The 18,093-nt window shown below is 51.9% G+C and carries 10 protein-coding genes; 7 read left to right on the plus strand and 3 right to left on the minus strand.

Features of this window, described 5'->3' with window-relative positions:
- Positions 1-61: 61 nt before the first annotated feature.
- The 3 genes from prmA (at position 62) to ACYVBJ_RS01430 (ending at position 7,104) form a co-directional block, all read left to right on the plus strand.
- Positions 62-898, plus strand: coding sequence for a 50S ribosomal protein L11 methyltransferase (gene prmA / locus ACYVBJ_RS01420; RefSeq protein ID WP_460980518.1), 837 nt, complete (start codon positions 62-64; stop codon positions 896-898).
- 112 nt (positions 899-1,010) lie between these two features.
- Positions 1,011-6,056, plus strand: a complete 5,046-nt coding sequence (locus tag ACYVBJ_RS01425; protein ID WP_460980519.1) for a hypothetical protein — start codon at positions 1,011-1,013, stop codon at positions 6,054-6,056.
- Between the two features lie 112 nt (positions 6,057-6,168).
- Positions 6,169-7,104, plus strand: coding sequence for a CPBP family intramembrane glutamic endopeptidase (locus tag ACYVBJ_RS01430; RefSeq protein WP_460980520.1), 936 nt, complete (start codon positions 6,169-6,171; stop codon positions 7,102-7,104).
- A gap of 151 nt (positions 7,105-7,255) precedes the next feature.
- On the opposite strand, the gene ACYVBJ_RS01435 is transcribed toward ACYVBJ_RS01430, so the two are convergent.
- Together ACYVBJ_RS01435 and ACYVBJ_RS01440 are read right to left on the minus strand one after the other, a co-directional pair.
- Positions 7,256-8,443 carry a WG repeat-containing protein gene (locus ACYVBJ_RS01435; RefSeq protein ID WP_460980521.1) on the minus strand — a complete coding sequence of 396 codons (1,188 nt, stop codon included), beginning with the start codon at positions 8,441-8,443 and terminating at the stop codon, positions 7,256-7,258.
- A 482-nt stretch (positions 8,444-8,925) separates the two neighbouring features.
- Complete coding sequence (locus tag ACYVBJ_RS01440; protein WP_460980522.1) at positions 8,926-12,573, minus strand: SNF2-related protein; 3,648 nt, start codon at positions 12,571-12,573, stop codon at positions 8,926-8,928.
- A 168-nt stretch (positions 12,574-12,741) separates the two neighbouring features.
- Between ACYVBJ_RS01440 and ACYVBJ_RS01445 the strand changes: the two genes are divergently transcribed.
- The 4 genes from ACYVBJ_RS01445 to ACYVBJ_RS01460 all read left to right on the plus strand — a co-directional run bounded on the left by ACYVBJ_RS01445 (position 12,742) and on the right by ACYVBJ_RS01460 (position 16,614).
- A complete protein-coding gene (locus tag ACYVBJ_RS01445) occupies positions 12,742-14,013 on the plus strand; it encodes an anthranilate phosphoribosyltransferase (RefSeq protein WP_460980523.1) in 1,272 nt (423 codons plus the stop codon).
- Between the two features lie 302 nt (positions 14,014-14,315).
- Entirely contained in the window at positions 14,316-15,512 is a 1,197-nt protein-coding gene (lhgO, locus tag ACYVBJ_RS01450; RefSeq protein WP_460980524.1) for an L-2-hydroxyglutarate oxidase, read from the plus strand.
- Positions 15,513-15,574: 62 nt separating this feature from the next.
- Positions 15,575-16,081, plus strand: a complete 507-nt coding sequence (locus tag ACYVBJ_RS01455; protein ID WP_460980525.1) for a Dps family protein — start codon at positions 15,575-15,577, stop codon at positions 16,079-16,081.
- Between the two features lie 80 nt (positions 16,082-16,161).
- The gene (locus ACYVBJ_RS01460) at positions 16,162-16,614 is read left to right on the plus strand and encodes an NUDIX domain-containing protein (protein WP_460980526.1); all 453 of its coding nucleotides are present in this window, start codon (positions 16,162-16,164) and stop codon (positions 16,612-16,614) included.
- On the opposite strand, the gene ACYVBJ_RS01465 is transcribed toward ACYVBJ_RS01460, so the two are convergent.
- Complete coding sequence (locus ACYVBJ_RS01465) at positions 16,611-18,008, minus strand: high affinity choline transporter 1 (RefSeq protein WP_460980527.1); 1,398 nt, start codon at positions 18,006-18,008, stop codon at positions 16,611-16,613. The genes ACYVBJ_RS01460 and ACYVBJ_RS01465 overlap by 4 nt on opposite strands.
- Positions 18,009-18,093 lie beyond the last annotated feature (85 nt).

The following is an 18,093-nucleotide window of genomic DNA, read 5'->3' on the forward strand; positions in this document are numbered from 1 at the left end:
ATCAAGCTAGTTATCGTTTGACAAACGAGCATAGCCCTGCGGTTTTTCGTTACTTTGAGGTATGAACTACATTGAACTGCAACTGCACCTGTCGCCCGATTATGCTGATATTCTTACTGCCGAGCTGGCCGAGCTTGGGTATGAATCCTTCGTGGAAACAGATGAGGGTCTGAACGCCTACATAACAGAGCCTGATTTCAATCAGGACAGCCTCAACGAATTAGTCGCTAAATACGCGGACCAAACTGCAATAGCCTATGAAGTCAGTTCGTTAGAGAAACGAAACTGGAATGCTGAGTGGGAGCGCGAATATGAGCCGATTGAAGTAGCGAACCAGGTCCGGGTCCGGGCGTCCTTTCATCCATTGGACGCCCGGTTTCGTTATGACATCGTCATCAATCCCAAGATGTCGTTTGGTACGGGCCACCACGAAACAACGGCCATGATGCTCGAACAGCAACTTGGTCTCGATGTCGAAGGCAAAACTGTTTTAGACGTCGGCAGCGGAACGGGCATACTAGCCATTCTGGCCGTTAAGATGGGAGCCCGATCAGCGCTGGCGTTTGACATTGAAGAATGGGCCGTAGAAAATGCCCGTGAGAATGCAGGCCTAAACGGTTGCCCCGAAGTTGACGTTTTTCAGGGTACCATTGCCGATGTTGAATCGACCAGTCGGTTCGACGTAATACTGGCGAACATAAACCGAAACGTATTGCTCGCAGAGATACCGACCTACGTTACGTTATTGAACACCAACGGTTTTCTGTTGGTGAGCGGGTTTTATGAGCAGGACGCGGTTGATATTCAACAAAAAGCGGTTGATGTCGGCCTTACTCCGGTACGAACCTTGATCAGGAATGACTGGACATCGATTCTGTTTGCGAACTTAACTGAATAGGCATTGACCGCTTTGTCCCGTCTGTCTGGATTGATTAACAACAAAGAACATGCAACGAGTATACGTATCCTATTTGCCGCTGTATAGGCTGACGCGAAGGTGGGGGTTAAGAATGTCGCTTATAGCATTGGTAACCTCATTGGCGGTGTCATCTTCATTAGGCCAGGCCGTTAAACTTTCTGACAAATCAGACCAGTTTATCACCGATGTGCAGAAACTGATGGCTACCGGTGGGCCAGCGGCCGTGCGGTCGGGTACCAATCTTCAGTCGTTGTGGTCCGAAAATCGCCTGTCGACTCCGCAGCAGGAGCGCGTGATGGCCTTGAGCCGCAAGATGAACCAGAAACGGCTTCAGGCGGCTACGCATTTTGCGCCGTTCTACGAGTCCTTGTTTCACGCGATCAGTACGCAGCAGTCGACCGACATCGACGGGTTGCTGACGGTAGCCGAAAAGCTTTTTGAAACAAGCGATACGAGAACCTTTGCCCGTACGCTGGAAACGCTCCGGCGGTTTCTGGAACGACGCGAATTCTATGCCAGCAACTACAACAAGCTCTACGCGCTCGGCGGCTCGTTCCAGTTTCGATACGTTGACGGAGCCAATACTCAATCTGTCGGCTCTCCGGCTTCGCAAACTATTTCTACGGCGGACTCGCTAGCCGCCATTAAAGCCGCGAATGAACGTTCGCGCTTCGATGGATGGGATGATCCTGTCCCCGGCGACTCGGGCAAGTCGCGTCCGCTCGGGGTTCAGTTCGTTCCCCAGCGTCGTCCTATCCCGTCGGTGGCGGGCGCGGTCATTACGGTAAAGGACGTCTCTCTGACGATGGTCGCCAATGGCGATTCGGCCGTACTGTCCAATACGAGTGGGGATCTGATGATCAAAGACGGCGTGTTTGTAGGGAAAGGCGGAAAGTTTACCTGGGAGCTGGCCGGTCGACCCGACATTTTTGTAACTCTGAGTGAATACGCGTTCACGACGATGACCCCGCGCCTGTCCGCCGACGACGTAACGTTAACATACGAAGGGTCTGGAGCCTCATCGAAACCCATTAAAGGCGTATTTGAGTACGTTAGTAAGAAGAAAAGTGGCCCAGCGACCTATCCGCGTTTTATGTCCTGGCAGAACGATGTAAAAATGCCGGGCTTAGGCGCAGATGTCGAGTATCAGGGCGGCCTGGCGCTGGCTGGCGTGCAGATGGTGGGCTCATCGGCCAGCGGACAACCGGCGCTGTTAACCGTGAAGCAGAATGGCAAACCGATCTTTAAAGCGTCCGGCCGCCGGTTCGACTTCCGGGATTCAACTATTTCAGCGCCATCGGCTTCGTTCGTGGGGTATGTCGACACCGATTCGATCACGCACCCGGCTGTTCAGTTCCGGTTCGACAAAGCGCAGCGAGTGGCCTGGCTCAACCGCTTCGACCGCACCGAATATGCTCGCGTTCCGTATGCCGACTCTTACCACAAGTTTTACATTCTGCCCGAAGTCATGCGGTGGGATTTGCCCCGGCGCAAGGTCGATTTTTACCAAGTTGGCGCGAAACGCGAAGTGCCCGTGCGCTTTGAATCCTTCGATTATTTTCACCCCCAGCGTTACGCGGATTTGACGGTCGACTACGGTTTTCACCCGCTACAGATTGTTGCCAATTATGTCACTACGAAAAAGCAGCAGACGTTTTCGGAAGACGACATTACGCAATCGGTAAAGGTGAATGCATCAGCGTTACGGGGTTCGCTGAACCGAATGGTGCTGGAAGGCTACCTCGATCGCGAGCCGAAAACGGGAATAATGCGGCTCAGTCGCAAAGGTGCGTTGTATGTGTTAGCGTATGCGCAGAAACGCGATTACGACAACTTCCAGGTGCAATCGATTTTTGCCTCTAACGACAGCACCAAAAACGCAACCATCAACCTCGACGACAAGATCCTGACCATTCGTGGGGTTAATCAGTTCGTACTTTCTGATTCGCTCAAGGTATTTGGAATTCCATCCGACAAAACGTTACGGGTAGGTAAGGGACGCGCTTTTACGCTGAACGGTCAGCTCAAGGCCGGAACGCTACGGTACGCCGGCCGCGACCTGAAGTTCGACTACGATAAGTTTGCCATGAGCCTGAACCGGATCGACTCGATTACGTTCTCATCGCAGAAGCTGGCGGCTCAGGGTAAAGAAGGCGAAGTAGGGGGCGACATCAAATACGAAAATCCCGGAACGGTTTTCTTAGGCAGCGCCGATAACAAGTCGGGACGTATTGCCGGTAAAAAAACGACGCAACGCCTGGTAATGCCGCAGGGGATGACGGTTTACTTCAACCAGCCCGTGCGAGGTGATAAGACGTACAACCAGAAGGTATATTTCAAGATTCCGGCGATTGATAATGATAGCCTGGGTAAGGGAGACATCTCCTTTATGGGTACGTTTTATTCCGATGGCATCTTTCCCCCCTTCAAGGCAGAGCTGAAGACCATGCCCGACAACACATTGGGCTTCGTACATAAGGCTCCGCCCACGGGCTATCCGGTGTACAGTAGTAAGTCAAACGTGAAGTTTACGGGCGATCTGGTTATGGACAAAAACGGGTTGCGGGCCGAGGGCGTTTTGAATCACCTGACCGCCAGTCTCAACACGCAGGGTATGCTGTTCATGCCGGACTCGCTGGTAGCCTCGGGCGAGAAAGGCGAAATCAAGGAAGGGCTGGTTGGTAAAGCGTATTTTCCGCAGGTACAGCTCAACAATTTCAGCATGAAGTGGTGGCCTAAAGCCGACAGCATGGTCATTACCACTCAGAAAAATAATTTCAACTTCTACAACGCCACAACAAACCTCGAAGGTGGTTTAGTAATGCGTTCGTCGGGCCTGTTCGGCAACGGTACGTTACGTCGGAAAGATTCTGAAGCCATCTCGAAGAGCATCAAGTTCAATAAAGAAGGGTTTGTTGCCGATAACGCTCAGTTTAAGATCGTCTCCGACAAAGAGGCCGGAAAACCCATTTTGGTCGGCAATGCCATTGACGTCGACTTCAACCAGACAAAAGGCATCGTTGGTTTGGCGATCAATAAAACCCAAAGTATTGATGATACCCTTGGCTCAACGATGGAGTTCCCGTTTGCGGCTTACAAGACCAGCATCAACCGGGCGCAGTGGAACGTAAACGCCAAAACAATTGCCATGAAAGGCGACGTTAAGACTTCTACCTTCACGGCTACGTCTGAGGAGCAGGAAGGTCTTACGTTCAACGGTTCAGCAGCGATCTACGACGTAGAGAAAATGGCGCTTAACATCAGTGGGGTCCCTTACGTTACGTCCGCCGATGCGCGAATTTATCCGGACAAAGGCGTGGTGACCATCAAGCGGAACGGGGAGATGCTCGCGCTTAAGAATGCCCGGCTGGAGCTGGATACCATCAGTCTCTTTCACAAGCTTAAGACCGGCAACATTCAGGTGGTATCGAGAACTCGTTTTGCGGGCGATGCTACGTATCTGTTTCCAACCGCGAAAGGCGATACGGCCAGCATCAAGATGGGTAGCTTTGAATTGAAGGAAGCGCCAGCCTCTGCCCCCGCGACGCTCACTGCGGATACGAAGAAGCCCGCCCGCAGCAAACGGAATGCCGCTCAGAAACCAGCAACGACGTACTTCACGATAGCGCGTGCCGAAGTCGATGAGGATGATAACTTACAGTTGGCACCTAAAATGCAATACAAGGGTGGTATTGTAATGCAGGCTCCCGATAAAGATCTGGCCCTGGATGGGTTTATCCGACCCGCGTTGAAAAAACGGCGAGATCTGGTCAGTGGCTGGATTCCGTTCAAAGAGAAAGTAGCCGAACGGCTGGAGGTAAAGGTAGATAAGAATTTAAAGAACGAAGGTGGCCAGCCACTCGTGGCCGGTATCCACTTCCGCCTGGGCAATGCGGGATTGTATCCAACGTTTCTGTCGCCCAAAGAAGACCCGAAGGACGATGATCTGTTCATGGCTACGGGAATTATGCGCTACGACGAAAAAGGCAAGGTGTACCGGATTACCTCCGGCGCTAGCGATCAGGCATCGGCAGTAGCCGACAGCGCTGCTCAGGCTGATAGTGGGGCGATTGAGGTAGAGAACGCATTTACCTTCAACGATGCGCGCGGCCTGATGACGTACAAAGGCCAGTTCAATTTGCTGAATGCCGCACCGAATCAGTTCCTGTTGGCCGCTGGTTCGGCCCGGATTAATATTGATAGCAGCCTGTACCGGATGAATACGCTGCTGGCGTTCACGTTCCCAACGCCGGAGGCTATCAATACGTCCATTGCCAGTAAGCTGATCACCACCAACCAGGACGAGAAAAATGATGAAGCGGCCGACGACGATCTGAACCGATTATCCGACAAGCTATTACCGCTTATCGGTCAGCAAGCCGTCGATGCGTATCGCGTTAAAGCCCAAAACCAGCACGTACCACTCAACCAGGCTTCGCCGAAGCTGAACGCTATGCTCGTGCTGGCCAACACCAATTTACGTTGGTCTGAGAAATACAACGCCTTCTACAGTATTGGCCGTCTGGGCGTTTCGAACATCATGTCCGCCGATGTCAACGCGCAGATGGATGGTTTTGTCGAGATCCGGAAGTCAGCGAATGGCGACGAAGCGAGCATCTACCTGGAAGCTTCGCCCGACGTATGGGTGTTTTACGACTACAAACCGGGAAATGGACCGGGGGCACTGGGCGAGTTAGCCATTGTTACGTCGGAGCAGGAGATCAACGACCGGTTGCTGGCAGGGTCCAAGAACAGCGGCAAAGCGACGGTACAGGTTGTAGCCGCCACAGCCGACGAAAAAGAGCAGTTTGTGGATCGGTACCTGGATCAGTACAAAACGAAAGCGAAATCAGCCCCACGTCCGAAAGCCCAGCCCAAACCAACCGTTGCGACTACTACGGAACCTAAAACTGACCCGAACGACGAAACAGTCGAGCCAGCCGACAGTCCGGAAGAGCCAGCAGCGGCTACTGTTACGGATGCGGCCAAACCTGATGCGAAGGCCAAAGGTGGCAAGAAGACAAAGGCGGGTGCAGTGCCTGCTGCGGCTAAACCTGCAGCACCGAAAGTAGCGAAAGAAACTCCCAAACCCGTTGAAAAGAAGAAAGACAAGGAAGAGGAACGCGAGGGTTTCTAAGCCTTTCGTCAGTTTTCGATACGTTTAATACAAGTACGCACGGGGGTCTTCGCTTAGTAACGAAGACCCTCTTATTTTTACCAGACTAAACTCTTAAATCCACCGTTTCTTCGTGATAGCCCTTTGGCGTGATCTGCGCGACCATCTTCGCACCGACTTTCGGCCTGATCTGTATGCAGGTGTCGCCCTATGGGCCGTCCTGCTCCTTTCCGTCAATTATTACCTTGATCTGGAGGATTCGTATATCGACAGCTTTCAGGGCGATCCCCGCTGGCCGGTGCTTTATTTCCTGCTGTATGCCACCGCTTATTACGTAAGCGTCTGGCTTTGGACGCATTTCCGTCGTCGGCCCGACATCTGGCGTAACCGCGAGTTTTGGCTACGTAGTGGAATCGCGCTGATTTGTTACTCAATCTATGCCGGATTCTCTGCGCACAATGAATTGAGTCGTCAGATATTCGATGGGCAGATTTATGTGTTTGCTTACTACTGCCTGCACAATCTGCAATCGGTCTTGACTATTGTACTACCCCTGTACGTATTTTATAAGTGGGTCGACAAACATCCGAGTAACTTTTACGGCATGGCCCCCAAGCGTAAGGGCTTGATTTTATACGTAGTGCTGCTGGGCCTGATGATCCCACTCATCACGATTGCTTCGTTTCAGCCCGATTTTCTGGCTTCCTATCCAACGTACCATGATACGAACGCCAACGAATTTTTCGGCGTACCTGAATGGGTAACGGCGTTGGTGTATGAGCTTTGCTACGGCTGGGATTTCGTACCGACCGAGCTTCTTTTCCGGGGTTTTCTGGTTATTGGGATGAGTCGGGTTCTTGGTCGAGGAGCCGTATTGCCCATGATCATCTGGTACTGCGCTATTCACTTCGGCCGACCGCTCGGTGAAGCTGTTTCTTCGCTGTTTGGTGGCTACTTATTGGGCGTGTTAGCCCTGAGTACCCGCAGCATCTGGGGCGGCTTATTGATTCATATTGGCATCGCCTGGGGCATGGAAATTGCGGCTTTCCTGCAAAAAGCTGGGACCTAAGCTTCAAGAAGTTACCGAAAAGGATGATACGTAATAGGGCCTGCAACTCTCCCCAAAATCTATTTAATCGTGTGGATTGATCTAATAAGACGTCCGTTAAATTTCTTGACACACAAGTCCCTTACTTATGTCAGTAACCGTTCAAGACCTTTTACTGCACGGGTCTAAACTGGCTGATTACCCTACGAAACATACTGTTGAGCCAAATAAAGAGCAGTAGGCCAATAATAATCAACACAGCGCTCAGCTTATAAGAGAAGCCCACAAATTGCTCCCTGCCATCTAGCGAGAGATCGTACCGAAGCCAGTAGCGCTCAACCCGCGTCGTCGGCTGATCAAAGGGAAATGCTTCATCGTAGATGAGTGGGATAATCAAACGACTACTCGTATCAATAAAGCCATATTTGTCCTTCATCCGGACCATCGAGAGGCCATGCTGGTAATAGGAGGCAAAATCATAGGTCAACGGAGTGCGCACCTTTCCCGACTTATCGATATGGCCGAATTTACCGTCTATGGCTACAGCGGATCGATCCTCGGCCGTAAAACCGGTCGCTTCATCGTACAGATGAGGAATACGCAGCTGGCCGGTTTTGTCAATACAGCCCCATTTCCCATTTTTCTTCACCCAGAACAGTCCGTTGGTTGGCTTGCGCGTATCGGTACAGGCAAAGGGAACAATCAGTTCACCCGTTATCGGACTCACATAGCCGTACTTTTCGCCGTACCGTACCCGTTGCAGGCCCTGGCCCGAATAGGTGTAGTCGACATCAATCGCATCCAGCGCCACCGGGACTTTTAGCACCAAATCGGGGTCGATGATACCAAATTTACCCTGGTATTTAAACGGAGTGACGTGTTTGGCATGCTGAATCTGCTCGGTGACAAAGGGAGTAAAATTGAAGTTAAGGATAAAGTATTCGCCCTGTCGCCACCACAGCACATCTTCCTTGGTGTCATGGTTACACGTGTAATCAAGGGTCGATTCGTTGATCAGGTAGTCTCTTACGTAGTGCTGGATGGGGATTCTATACAACTCCTTTCCCCGCTGATCGATATAGGAAAGCCCATAATGGGTGCCGGCTGGATAAATGACCCAGGTTTTGCCATTACGGAACCGGTCAGTGGCAATGTAGTTGGGTTCGATGATGACCCTGCCTTTTTTATTGATAAAACCGTGTAGTCCATGTCCTTGCAGATCGAGAGTCATGGGCACAAACTCAGCGAGCCCTTCTTCAAACTCCCCAATGTCGCGGTAAGCGGGAGTCAATTTTCGCCCATTTTTATCGGTCAGAAAGGTTTGGTAGGAACGGCACTTTTTGATAATCTTTTTGACCACGTAGACCTCACCATAATCCTGACATTCATCATACTCGTTAAGCCACGCTTGGTTTGAAGCAGGTTTGGTCTGGGCCAGTAAGGCCGCCGATGGCCAGAGTAGAAAAAAAAAGGCTAGGGTTCGAAGCGTGGCCAGAAGTCTGTGGGACCCCTGTCTTCTAAGCGTACACCAGGCACTTCTACAGTACTGTTGAAACATACATCTTGAGAAATAAGAGAGCGACTATCCTTTCTAGATGTATTGTCTTACGGTATTCCATACAACTTAGGAAGAACTTGTAGATTAAACTTAGTTTGTGGAACACCTGAGTTTATTTAAAACAGGAGTTCAGTTCTATCCTATCTGCTGTTGTCGCTTCAGTAAGCGCATGACCTGCGTCAAACCGCTGAACCATTAAACTGAACGGGTTTATTGAACAAAAAAGGGCCGTTTCCAGCCCCTTCCCTCCTACCCGATCACCGTCCACCAAAACCTCCGTTTAATTAGCCCAATGATACCAATTCCTTCAACTCGTCATCGTTGAGATCGCCCAGCCAGGTTTCGCCGGTCTTGACGCTGAGGTCGGCCAGTTCTTTTTTACTACGTATCATCGCGTCAATTTTCTCTTCCAGTGTTCCCTGGTTCATCAGGCGGTACACCAGTACGTTCTTGGTCTGACCAATCCGGAACGCGCGATCAGTGGCTTGTGCTTCAACGGCGGGGTTCCACCAGAGGTCGTAGTGAATGACGTGATTCGCCTGCGTCAGGTTCAGCCCTGTACCACCGGCTTTTAAGGACAGAATGAAGGTATGGTCAGAACGGTTCTTCTGGAACTGATCCACCATCCGGTCGCGGTCGGGACGAGAAGTTCCTCCGTGCAGAAATAAGGGTTCCTGGCCAAACTGCTGCTGAATGAACTGCTGCAGCAACACACCCATTTCATGGTACTGGGTAAAGATCAAAACCTTCTCGTGGTTGGCATAGACAGTTTCAAGCAGATTTAGCAGCAAGGTGGCCTTGCCCGACAGCGCGGGGTTTGCATTTCCCTCCTTGAGGTACTGATGGGGGTGATTACCGATCTGCTTCAGCGCGGTCATCAGTTTCAGCACCAACCCACGCCGGGCGATGCCATCTTTGTCTTCAATGGCCCGAATGCTTTCCTGCACTACGCTTTCATACAGCGCCGTTTGCTCGGGTGTCAGCGAACAGAACTGATTATTTTCAATTTTATCGGGCAGATCGCTGATGATGGTTTTATCCGTCTTAACGCGTCGGAGCAGGAAGGGGCTCGTGACGCGCCGGAACTGGTCGAGCCGCTGGCGGTCACGCTCCTGTTGAATGGGTTTACCGAACTCTTCGTTAAACTTGGTCAATCCGCCCAGATACCCTTTGTTCACAAAGTCCATGATGCTCCAGAACTCCGACAATCGGTTCTCTACGGGCGTGCCACTGAGTGCAATTCGAATAGGCGCTTTCAGGGCTTTGACGGCCTTGGTCTGTTCGGTATCGGCGTTTTTGATGTTCTGCGCTTCATCGATAATGACTGTAGCCCAGGTCGTTTTTTTCAACTTTTCCAGATCGGAACGGACCACACCATACGTAGTCAGCAACAGGTCGTAGCCGTCTGCTTTTTTGCCTTCAGGTAATTTGCGGCTGGGTCCGTGGTAAATATGAGGACGTAGGTCGGGCGCAAACTTGGCGATTTCCTTCTGCCAGTTCGTCAGCAGCGTGGTAGGCATCACGACCAGACCTTTCTGTTTCTCAAAGCGGCCCTCCTGTTTAAACTTGAGCAGCAGGGCGATGACCTGCAAGGTTTTACCAAGCCCCATATCGTCGGCCAGCAGGCTCCCCATGCCGAGCGCGGTATTTTTAACAAGCCAGTCGTAACCCCGGTGCTGATACGGTCGAAGACTAGCGTTCAAGGCGTCGGGCAGGGGCTGGGCGTCGGCATCCGTAAACTGCCGGATCACCTCGCGCACATCTTCCGATAAACCCAGTCGTCCGCCTTTGTACTCCTCCGATAAGGCCGCCCGTATCATCTCGGCTCCCGTCAGCTCGGGCGGGGTTTCGAGTTGTTTATACAGCTTCGTTAGTTCGTTAGGATCAACCAACACATACTGATCCTTGATCTTGACTAGGCCCGTTGAGTTATTGACCAGCTTCTGAAATTCCTTTACGCTTACCATCTCCTCACCCAGTGCTACCTGCCAGTCGAAAGTCAGCATATCGTCCAGGCGCATAAAGGCGTTATTCGCCGTAACCTTGGCTTTTGTACGCAGCCGCCCGCCCGCCGATGGGCGCACCCAATGACGTAGTGATTTCGGAAGCAGCAGCGAAATACCCAATAGTTGCATCTGGGGCAACGTATCGAGCAGCACTTTAACAAAATCGTCGGGTTTATAAACCAGATACTCCGGCCGGGATGCGCCATCGCTTTTGGTGAGCTGCGCCAGGTCGGGAAAATGCCGTGACAACACCAGTAAATCCTGCAATACCGCCATACGAATGCTCGCATGCTGACGCTCGGTCAGTATCTCCCGTAATGGAATTGGTGGTGCCACCGAAGGCGCAGGAGCTGATTTCTTTGCCGTTCGAGCGGATTTTCTGGTTGCATCAACAACGGAAGCAGACTGGGCTTCGTTATCGCGAATGAGCAGACTAACCCGAAATTCGTCGCCTAACTCACTGTCTTCAACGGCCAGGATTGGCACAAAGCGTTTGTGCGTTAGAAAGAAATCGTTGAGCCAGAGCTGCATGGCCAGCGGCATCTCCCGCTTTCCGTAGCCCTCAAACCGAACGGTTTCAACGCCGAAGAAAAGCCGGTCGGCATCTTCGAGCGGCCAGCGTTCCCAAAGTTCAACCGTGGCCTTGTGAATAGTGGGCCGCATCAGTAGCGAACACAGCATAAGCGCCTGCTCCCGGCCCGGAAACGCCAGCCATTCCTTCTGCCAGCGCAGGGTCAAAAGCAACGGGGGCAGCTGAGCCGCCAGCAGATCGGTTTGCTGACGTACCGCTTCGTTGAGCGTCGCCGGTAGCCAACGTACCCGATACTGGTCTTCTTTCGCCCCTACCAGCAGCAGTTGAGGAACTACGGCTCCCCGACGTAACAAAGCGGCAGAAAACTGACGCGCCAGGTACAGCCCACGTACCGAATCGCTCATTTCGGCAAAATCGGACTCGGTCAACGTATCAAGCCAATCCACTAATTCGGGAAGGTCATAGTCTGAAAAAGACCGTTGTTCACCATGCTCCGTGAACACGCCGACCTTTTTAATTTCCATCAGTTCGTCCAGCTGCAACTCTATACTGTCGCTAAGATCGGGGTGCTGGATATCTTCGTTCGGCCTGGCCTGTCGTCCGTTCACGGGAATGATACGTCTGGCCATTTTTTCGTCAACGGGTTTGCCGAACAGGCCGTAGGCTCTGGTTAGTGATTTTAGGAAGTCGCTCTTGGTAAACGTTGTTTCGGGTTGAAGCAGGTTGAGAAGTTGCTCGGCCAAGGGGGGAATGATAGCGAAATCGAGCTGGGCACGAGCCGCTTCATCGGGTACCCAATCCTCATCGTCGGGCAGGTCTTCGGTGCCCAGACCCTGCAGGGGCAACACCGTTTCCATACCGCCACTCAGCAGGTCGGCCTGCTGGCTTTTCAACTCCTCCAGAATGTCTAACCCTTTAAGCAGAAACACCAGAAACGGATTGCGGTCGATTTCGTTGGCAATCACGTACACAACGGCCGCTAAATGTTTGCAGGGAATGGCGTAATCGGGGCAAGAGCAGCCCATGCCGAGGTCTTCAAACGACCGCGGAAACAACCGAATCCCTCGCTCCTGCGCAAATTCGACCAACTCCTCAGGCAACTGACGATTCAGCAGCCTGGCCAGCACCGCCGGGTTTTCGCTGATTTCAGCCACGAGCCAGTTACGTTCCTGCTCCGTGAACAAAGGTACCGTTAGCTTAACTTTATAGGGTCGCGGCTTGGTACCCTTAACCGACGCGCTGATTTGGTTGTTATCTATTTTTAAAGCTTGTACAGCCCCTTTGTTAGCGTAGGTTTTTCCACGCGGCAGGCGGTTATCTTCATCAATATTGGTTAATGCCTGAAGCCACTGCTGTCCCCACCACGTTTTGCCATAGCTAATGCGTTCTGCCATGAATACTCTGGTTAAGTTTTCTCAAAAATAATGTGTTCTAAACGCTTTATCAGTAATTGAGCCAGGAGCCCTATTGTTTAAAACGCTCAGCTTCCTGATATCGGTAAGGAGAAGCATAAGTAGGTTGTTCTTTTTTATATACTTTTATAGACACTCCTCTTTCTAACCATGTCTGCTGTCAGCCTCACTTTAGACGCGCCCGCCGATACACCACTTGGCCGGGGCATCAAGCATATTGGTATTGGTAAATATGGTAGCAAACCCTTGCCTCCCGACCTACTTGCCGAATGCCGCGAGGCTTTACTCGATCCCGCTGCGCATCCGCTTCAACGAGGGGCATTCCTGGGTGCCTTGATTGCCAAAGGTCCTACGCCGGAAGAGAAAACGCTCGAAGAGGTTATTGGAAAAGGCGCATTCGGCCACGCTACGTTTTTTATCAATAAAGTTTGCCCCGATTTGCCGGTTCGTCTGCACCCCATTGCCACGAAACTGGTACGTGGGCATAATTTACAGATTAGCGAAGCGCACCAGCTTGGCGATTACCTGTTCGGGGAGGGCGACTGCGAAACCTTTCGGGGGCTGGCAGCCAGCATCATGCGGGTTCGCCATGAAACAAACGAAGAGTATCACGGCCTCATGCGGGCCGCCGAAGCGACCTTCTCGCCCGGCTTTGGTCCCATCAGTTGCGCCGATCGACCACTGGTTCAGATCGCGGAGCCGTTTGATGGTGTTGAGAACAGCTACCTCATTACCCCACTGCTGGCACAGCTATTTCAGAAACGAGGTTACGGGGCCGTTTCGGTCGTTGGGCGGTCGGGGGGGCCTAAGTTTGCGCTGAATGCGCTGGACTTATACATGCACCTGGGGTGTCAGTTCCTGCAAAGCAACCACGAGCTGGATACCCCGCTGGAAAATTACGGCTGGGTACTTGATCAGAAAGCGCTATCGCCTGCCCTCAATCAATGGGTCGATCGTCGGCGAACTTTATTGAAGCGCCCGTTCCTGGCCACGCTGGAAAAAGTGCTGAATCCCTGCCATGCCCGTATTCTCGTTACGTCGGTGTTCCACATTACGTATCAGATGAAAATGGCCGAGTTGGCTATGCTGGCGGGCTTCGATGCCGTGATCGTCCTTAAACGGGGGCTGGAAGGCAGCTTAACCCCATCAACCAGCCGGGCTACCGGCATTCTCTGTGCCGTTCGTACCCCCAGAGGTCATTTGTTCTACCAGCATTTTGAAGGCGACACGCCTGCTTTTTCCGCCTTTCGCACCGAAAGCGAGATACACTACGAACAGCCATCAGCGACCGAAAATGCCCGCCTTGTGCGGCAGTATATGAACGAGGGCAAAACGTCTGATCCCGATTTCAATAACCGCGTCAGCTTCGCCAGTGCCTTGTACGGACGGGGTTTGGACTGGATCGAAGGGCAGCTTCAATAAACCGCTTGTATTCCAAATCGGCCACTCATCCGAATCCATCGTTTTTCGGACAAATTCACAGTCTTTAGGCTAACAAGTAAACAACAAGTACTGCTGTACAGAGTTATTGTAGCACAAGACCCGGAACGTTTTGCGGCAGACAGCTAGAGGAGAGAGCGCAGCGATGATTCGTTGCGCTCGTTTTTGTTTATGAACGCCGGTTCCGGCGTACCTTTGCAAAGTAGATCGTACTTAATGCTACCGGTTAAAACGCCGACAGATTCGAGTATTCACGACAGAGTGCGGTCGCATAGGTAATAGCCATGACAGACGTAGTAATTATTGGCGGGGGCATTGTTGGCTTAGCCACTGCTTTGCAGCTCAAACAGCAACGGCCGCAACTTGACATTATTCTTATTGAGAAAGAGCCCGCAGTTGCTCGCCACCAAACCGGCCACAACAGCGGGGTTATCCACTCCGGTTTGTATTATAAACCGGGCAGCCTCAAAGCCACCAACTGCATTCGGGGCTATCACATGCTGCTCGATTTCTGCAATGCCGAAGGTATCCCGTATGATCTGTGCGGCAAGATTGTGGTAGCCACCAAGCAAGAGGAGCTTCCGCAGTTAGACACGTTGTACGAACGTGGACACCAGAACGGACTCACCGGCCTGAAAAAACTGTCGCTGGCGGAAATGCGCGAGATTGAGCCGTACGTAAATGGCGTTGCTGGCATGTTTGTACCGCAAACCGGCATCATTGATTATAAGCATGTTTCCGAAAAATACGCGGAGAAGTTTCAAGCATTGGGTGGTGAAATCCGGCTGGCGGAACGGGTTGAGCAGGTAACACCCGGCACTAGCCTGAGCATTGTTGTTACGAACAAAGGCCGCTACGAGACCAAACTGGTTGTTAATTGCGCTGGACTGTATTCAGATAAAATCGCTCAGCTAACCCAGCGCGAAACGGTCGATGTCCGTATTGTTCCCTTCCGGGGCGAGTATTACAAGATCCGGCCCGAAAAACAGTACTTGGTTAAGAACCTGATTTACCCAGTTCCCGACCCGAACTTCCCCTTTTTGGGCGTTCACTTTACCCGCATGATTCACGGCGGAGTAGAAGCGGGTCCAAACGCCGTATTAGCCTTTCAACGCGAAGGCTATGCCAAATCGGATGTCAACCTGAAAGAACTGTTCGAGACATTATCCTGGCCAGGGTTTCAGAAAGTAGCCGCCAGATACTGGCAGACAGGGTTAGGCGAGATGTACCGCTCCTTCTCAAAGTCAGCTTTTACCAAAGCGCTGCAGGAATTGATTCCTGATGTGCAGGAAGCTGACCTCGAAGACGGCGGTGCGGGAGTCCGGGCGCAAGCCTGCGACCGGACCGGTGGGCTGCTGGATGACTTTGCCATTCTCGAAACTGACAAGGCAATCAACGTAGTGAACGCCCCTTCGCCGGCCGCCACATCGTCTTTGTCCATCGGGCAGACGGTATCGGAGAAAGTACTGGCGCGATTTTAACAAACAATATGCGGTTGGTGGTGTTCTTTCAAGGATAAATTCGATCGTTAAACTGTAGCCCCATGAACGTAACTAAGCATATCGAAGCCCTGGATACTCCCTCCGATTTAGAAGAAAAAGGACGGGAGAAAGTAGCCGAAGCCTTAAACGCTCTGGTTGCCGATGCGTTTGCTTTGTATATCAAAACAAAAAATTACCACTGGCACGTATCCGGTCGGCACTTTCGGGATTATCATTTATTACTCGATGAGCAGGCAGCCCAGATTTTTGCCACCATTGATCCGTTGGCGGAACGCGTCCGTAAAATTGGCGGAACTACCATTCGGTCAGTAGCGCATGTCGCTCAGCTGCAGCGCGTGAAGGACAACGACGAAGACTTTGTTGAACCCAAAGATATGCTTCTCGATCTGGTTAATGAGAATAAGCGGATGGCAAAAAACATGCGCGACGCACACCAGATTGCGGATGACGCTCAGGACGTAGCAACGGCTAGCCTCCTGGAAAATTTCATTGACGAAACCGAGCAGCGTACCTGGTTCCTGTTCGAAACCACACGGGATCTGAACTAGCCGCTATCTTCGGCAAAGCTCACCCGGTTTATTCAAAAGCCGTCTTCTTTCCCGAAGATGGCTTTTTATATATTGCTCTTATGAAAGTTCGCCCCTCTGCTCTTATCTGGCGTCAGCACGCCAACCAAACCGAAATTTTATTGATGCGTTACGTATATGGCGGTCAGAATGTATTTGCCTTACCCGGTGGCAACCCGGACCGGGGGGAAACGTTATCCGAAACCGTTGGTCGCGAAATTCAGGAAGAACTTGGCGTCCAGGTAGACGTTGGCGAAATGATTCTGGCAGGGGAAATGCTGTTAACCGAACGTAACGACGATGTTTTGCACGTCGTGTTTGCCACGCGTAACGTACAGGGAGAACCGACGCTCAATCCGGCCGAGACAACCGCTTTAGAACTCGTTTGGAAACCTGTTTCTGAACTGAACAAGCTAAATATGTACCCAAACATCGGAGCCCGGATTCAGCCCTGGTTTACGAGCGCTACGTATCTAGGCTACGTTGGTCGGATCGCCCAACAATATTTTGGTTAAGCTTCGGCCGTAACCGCAGGCTGTTGTCTGGGTCGACCCAGCAGACTACCAGCAATCATGGCAACGGTACTGGCGAGCAGCCCATACATCATGGGCGAGTATTCGGTACTGGCCCAGATACAGCCTAACCACACAACCAGGCCCACACCCATTGACCATAGGCAACCCAGTAGATTCGACCGCTTCCAGTAAATTCCCGCGGTAAGGGGCACGAACAACGACACCAGGCTAAAGGCCGACGATTCACCGACAAGGTCAAATATGTTGGTGTCGCGGGCGGTACTCATCCAGACGCAGATAACCGTAATGACGACGATTGCCCAGCGAATGGTCTTCAGCAACTCCTGATCGCTCAGGTTCGGCCGAAAAAATTTAACGATGTTCTCCCCGAAAACAGTAGCCGGTGCCAGAATCGCCCCGCTCGATACGCTGAGGATAGCTGACGTAACGGCCCCAAAGAACAGGACTTGGAGCGGCAAACTCCCATGCTGCATCACCATATTCGGAATGATGAGTTGATTGTCTTTAGGCAGATTCGGATGAAGTAATTTCGCACTCAGGGCAATGAACAAGGGCAGCATCGCTACGGTAAGGTACAGCCCCGAAGCCAGGTACGAGGCCCGTACGGATGTATCTTCCGTTTTAGCTGCCATTACCCGCTGAAAAATATCCTGCTGTGGAATAGAGCCTAAACCAATGGTAAACCAGGCGGCTACGTATTCGACCCAGTCTTTAAACGTTGGGTTCGGAAAAAAATGGAAAAAGCCCGCTGGTGTTCGTCGCTGAATGGTTTCCCAGCCGCCCACCTGATTCCAGAGCAGCACGGCCAGCACAGCCAGCGCAAGCACAATAATCAGGTTATGGAAGAAATCGGTGACGGAAATAGACCACATGCCCCCTAATAGGGTGTAAGCCATGACTACAGTAGCGCTGAACAGAATACAGTACTCGCGGGGAATATCCGTCACGACGCTCAAGACAATACCGATTGCCACTAACTGGGCCGCAATCCAGCTAAAGTAGGAAGGAATGATCATCACGGCTGATAGCAGTTCCGCCGAACGCCCGAACCGGATTCGAAAGTAGTCGCAGAACGTAGTGATGTTAAGCCGGTACAGTGGTCTGGCAAAAAAGGCGCCCACCAAAAACAAGCAGAGGGCCGATCCAAACGGTTCTTCAATAATCGCCGGAACTCCGCCCTCGATAAACATGGCGGGTGCTCCCATAATAGTTTCCGAGCCGAACCAGGTAGCGAAGGTTACCGATGCAGCCAGCACCAATGGCAATCGCCGACCCGCCAAGACAAAATCCTGCGAGGTGGTTACCCGGCGGGCCGCCCAGGCCCCGACCGCTACGTTCGATACTAAGTAGAGAGCAATGAAGAAAAGAAGCATTATGACCGGGAAGGGGTGGCGACGGTCAAACCTTTTATTTGTAGCAAGCTAGCGTAGTTGGTTGGCTGCACTAGCTTGCTGAGTA

The sequence above is a fragment of the Spirosoma fluminis genome, assembly GCF_054778895.1.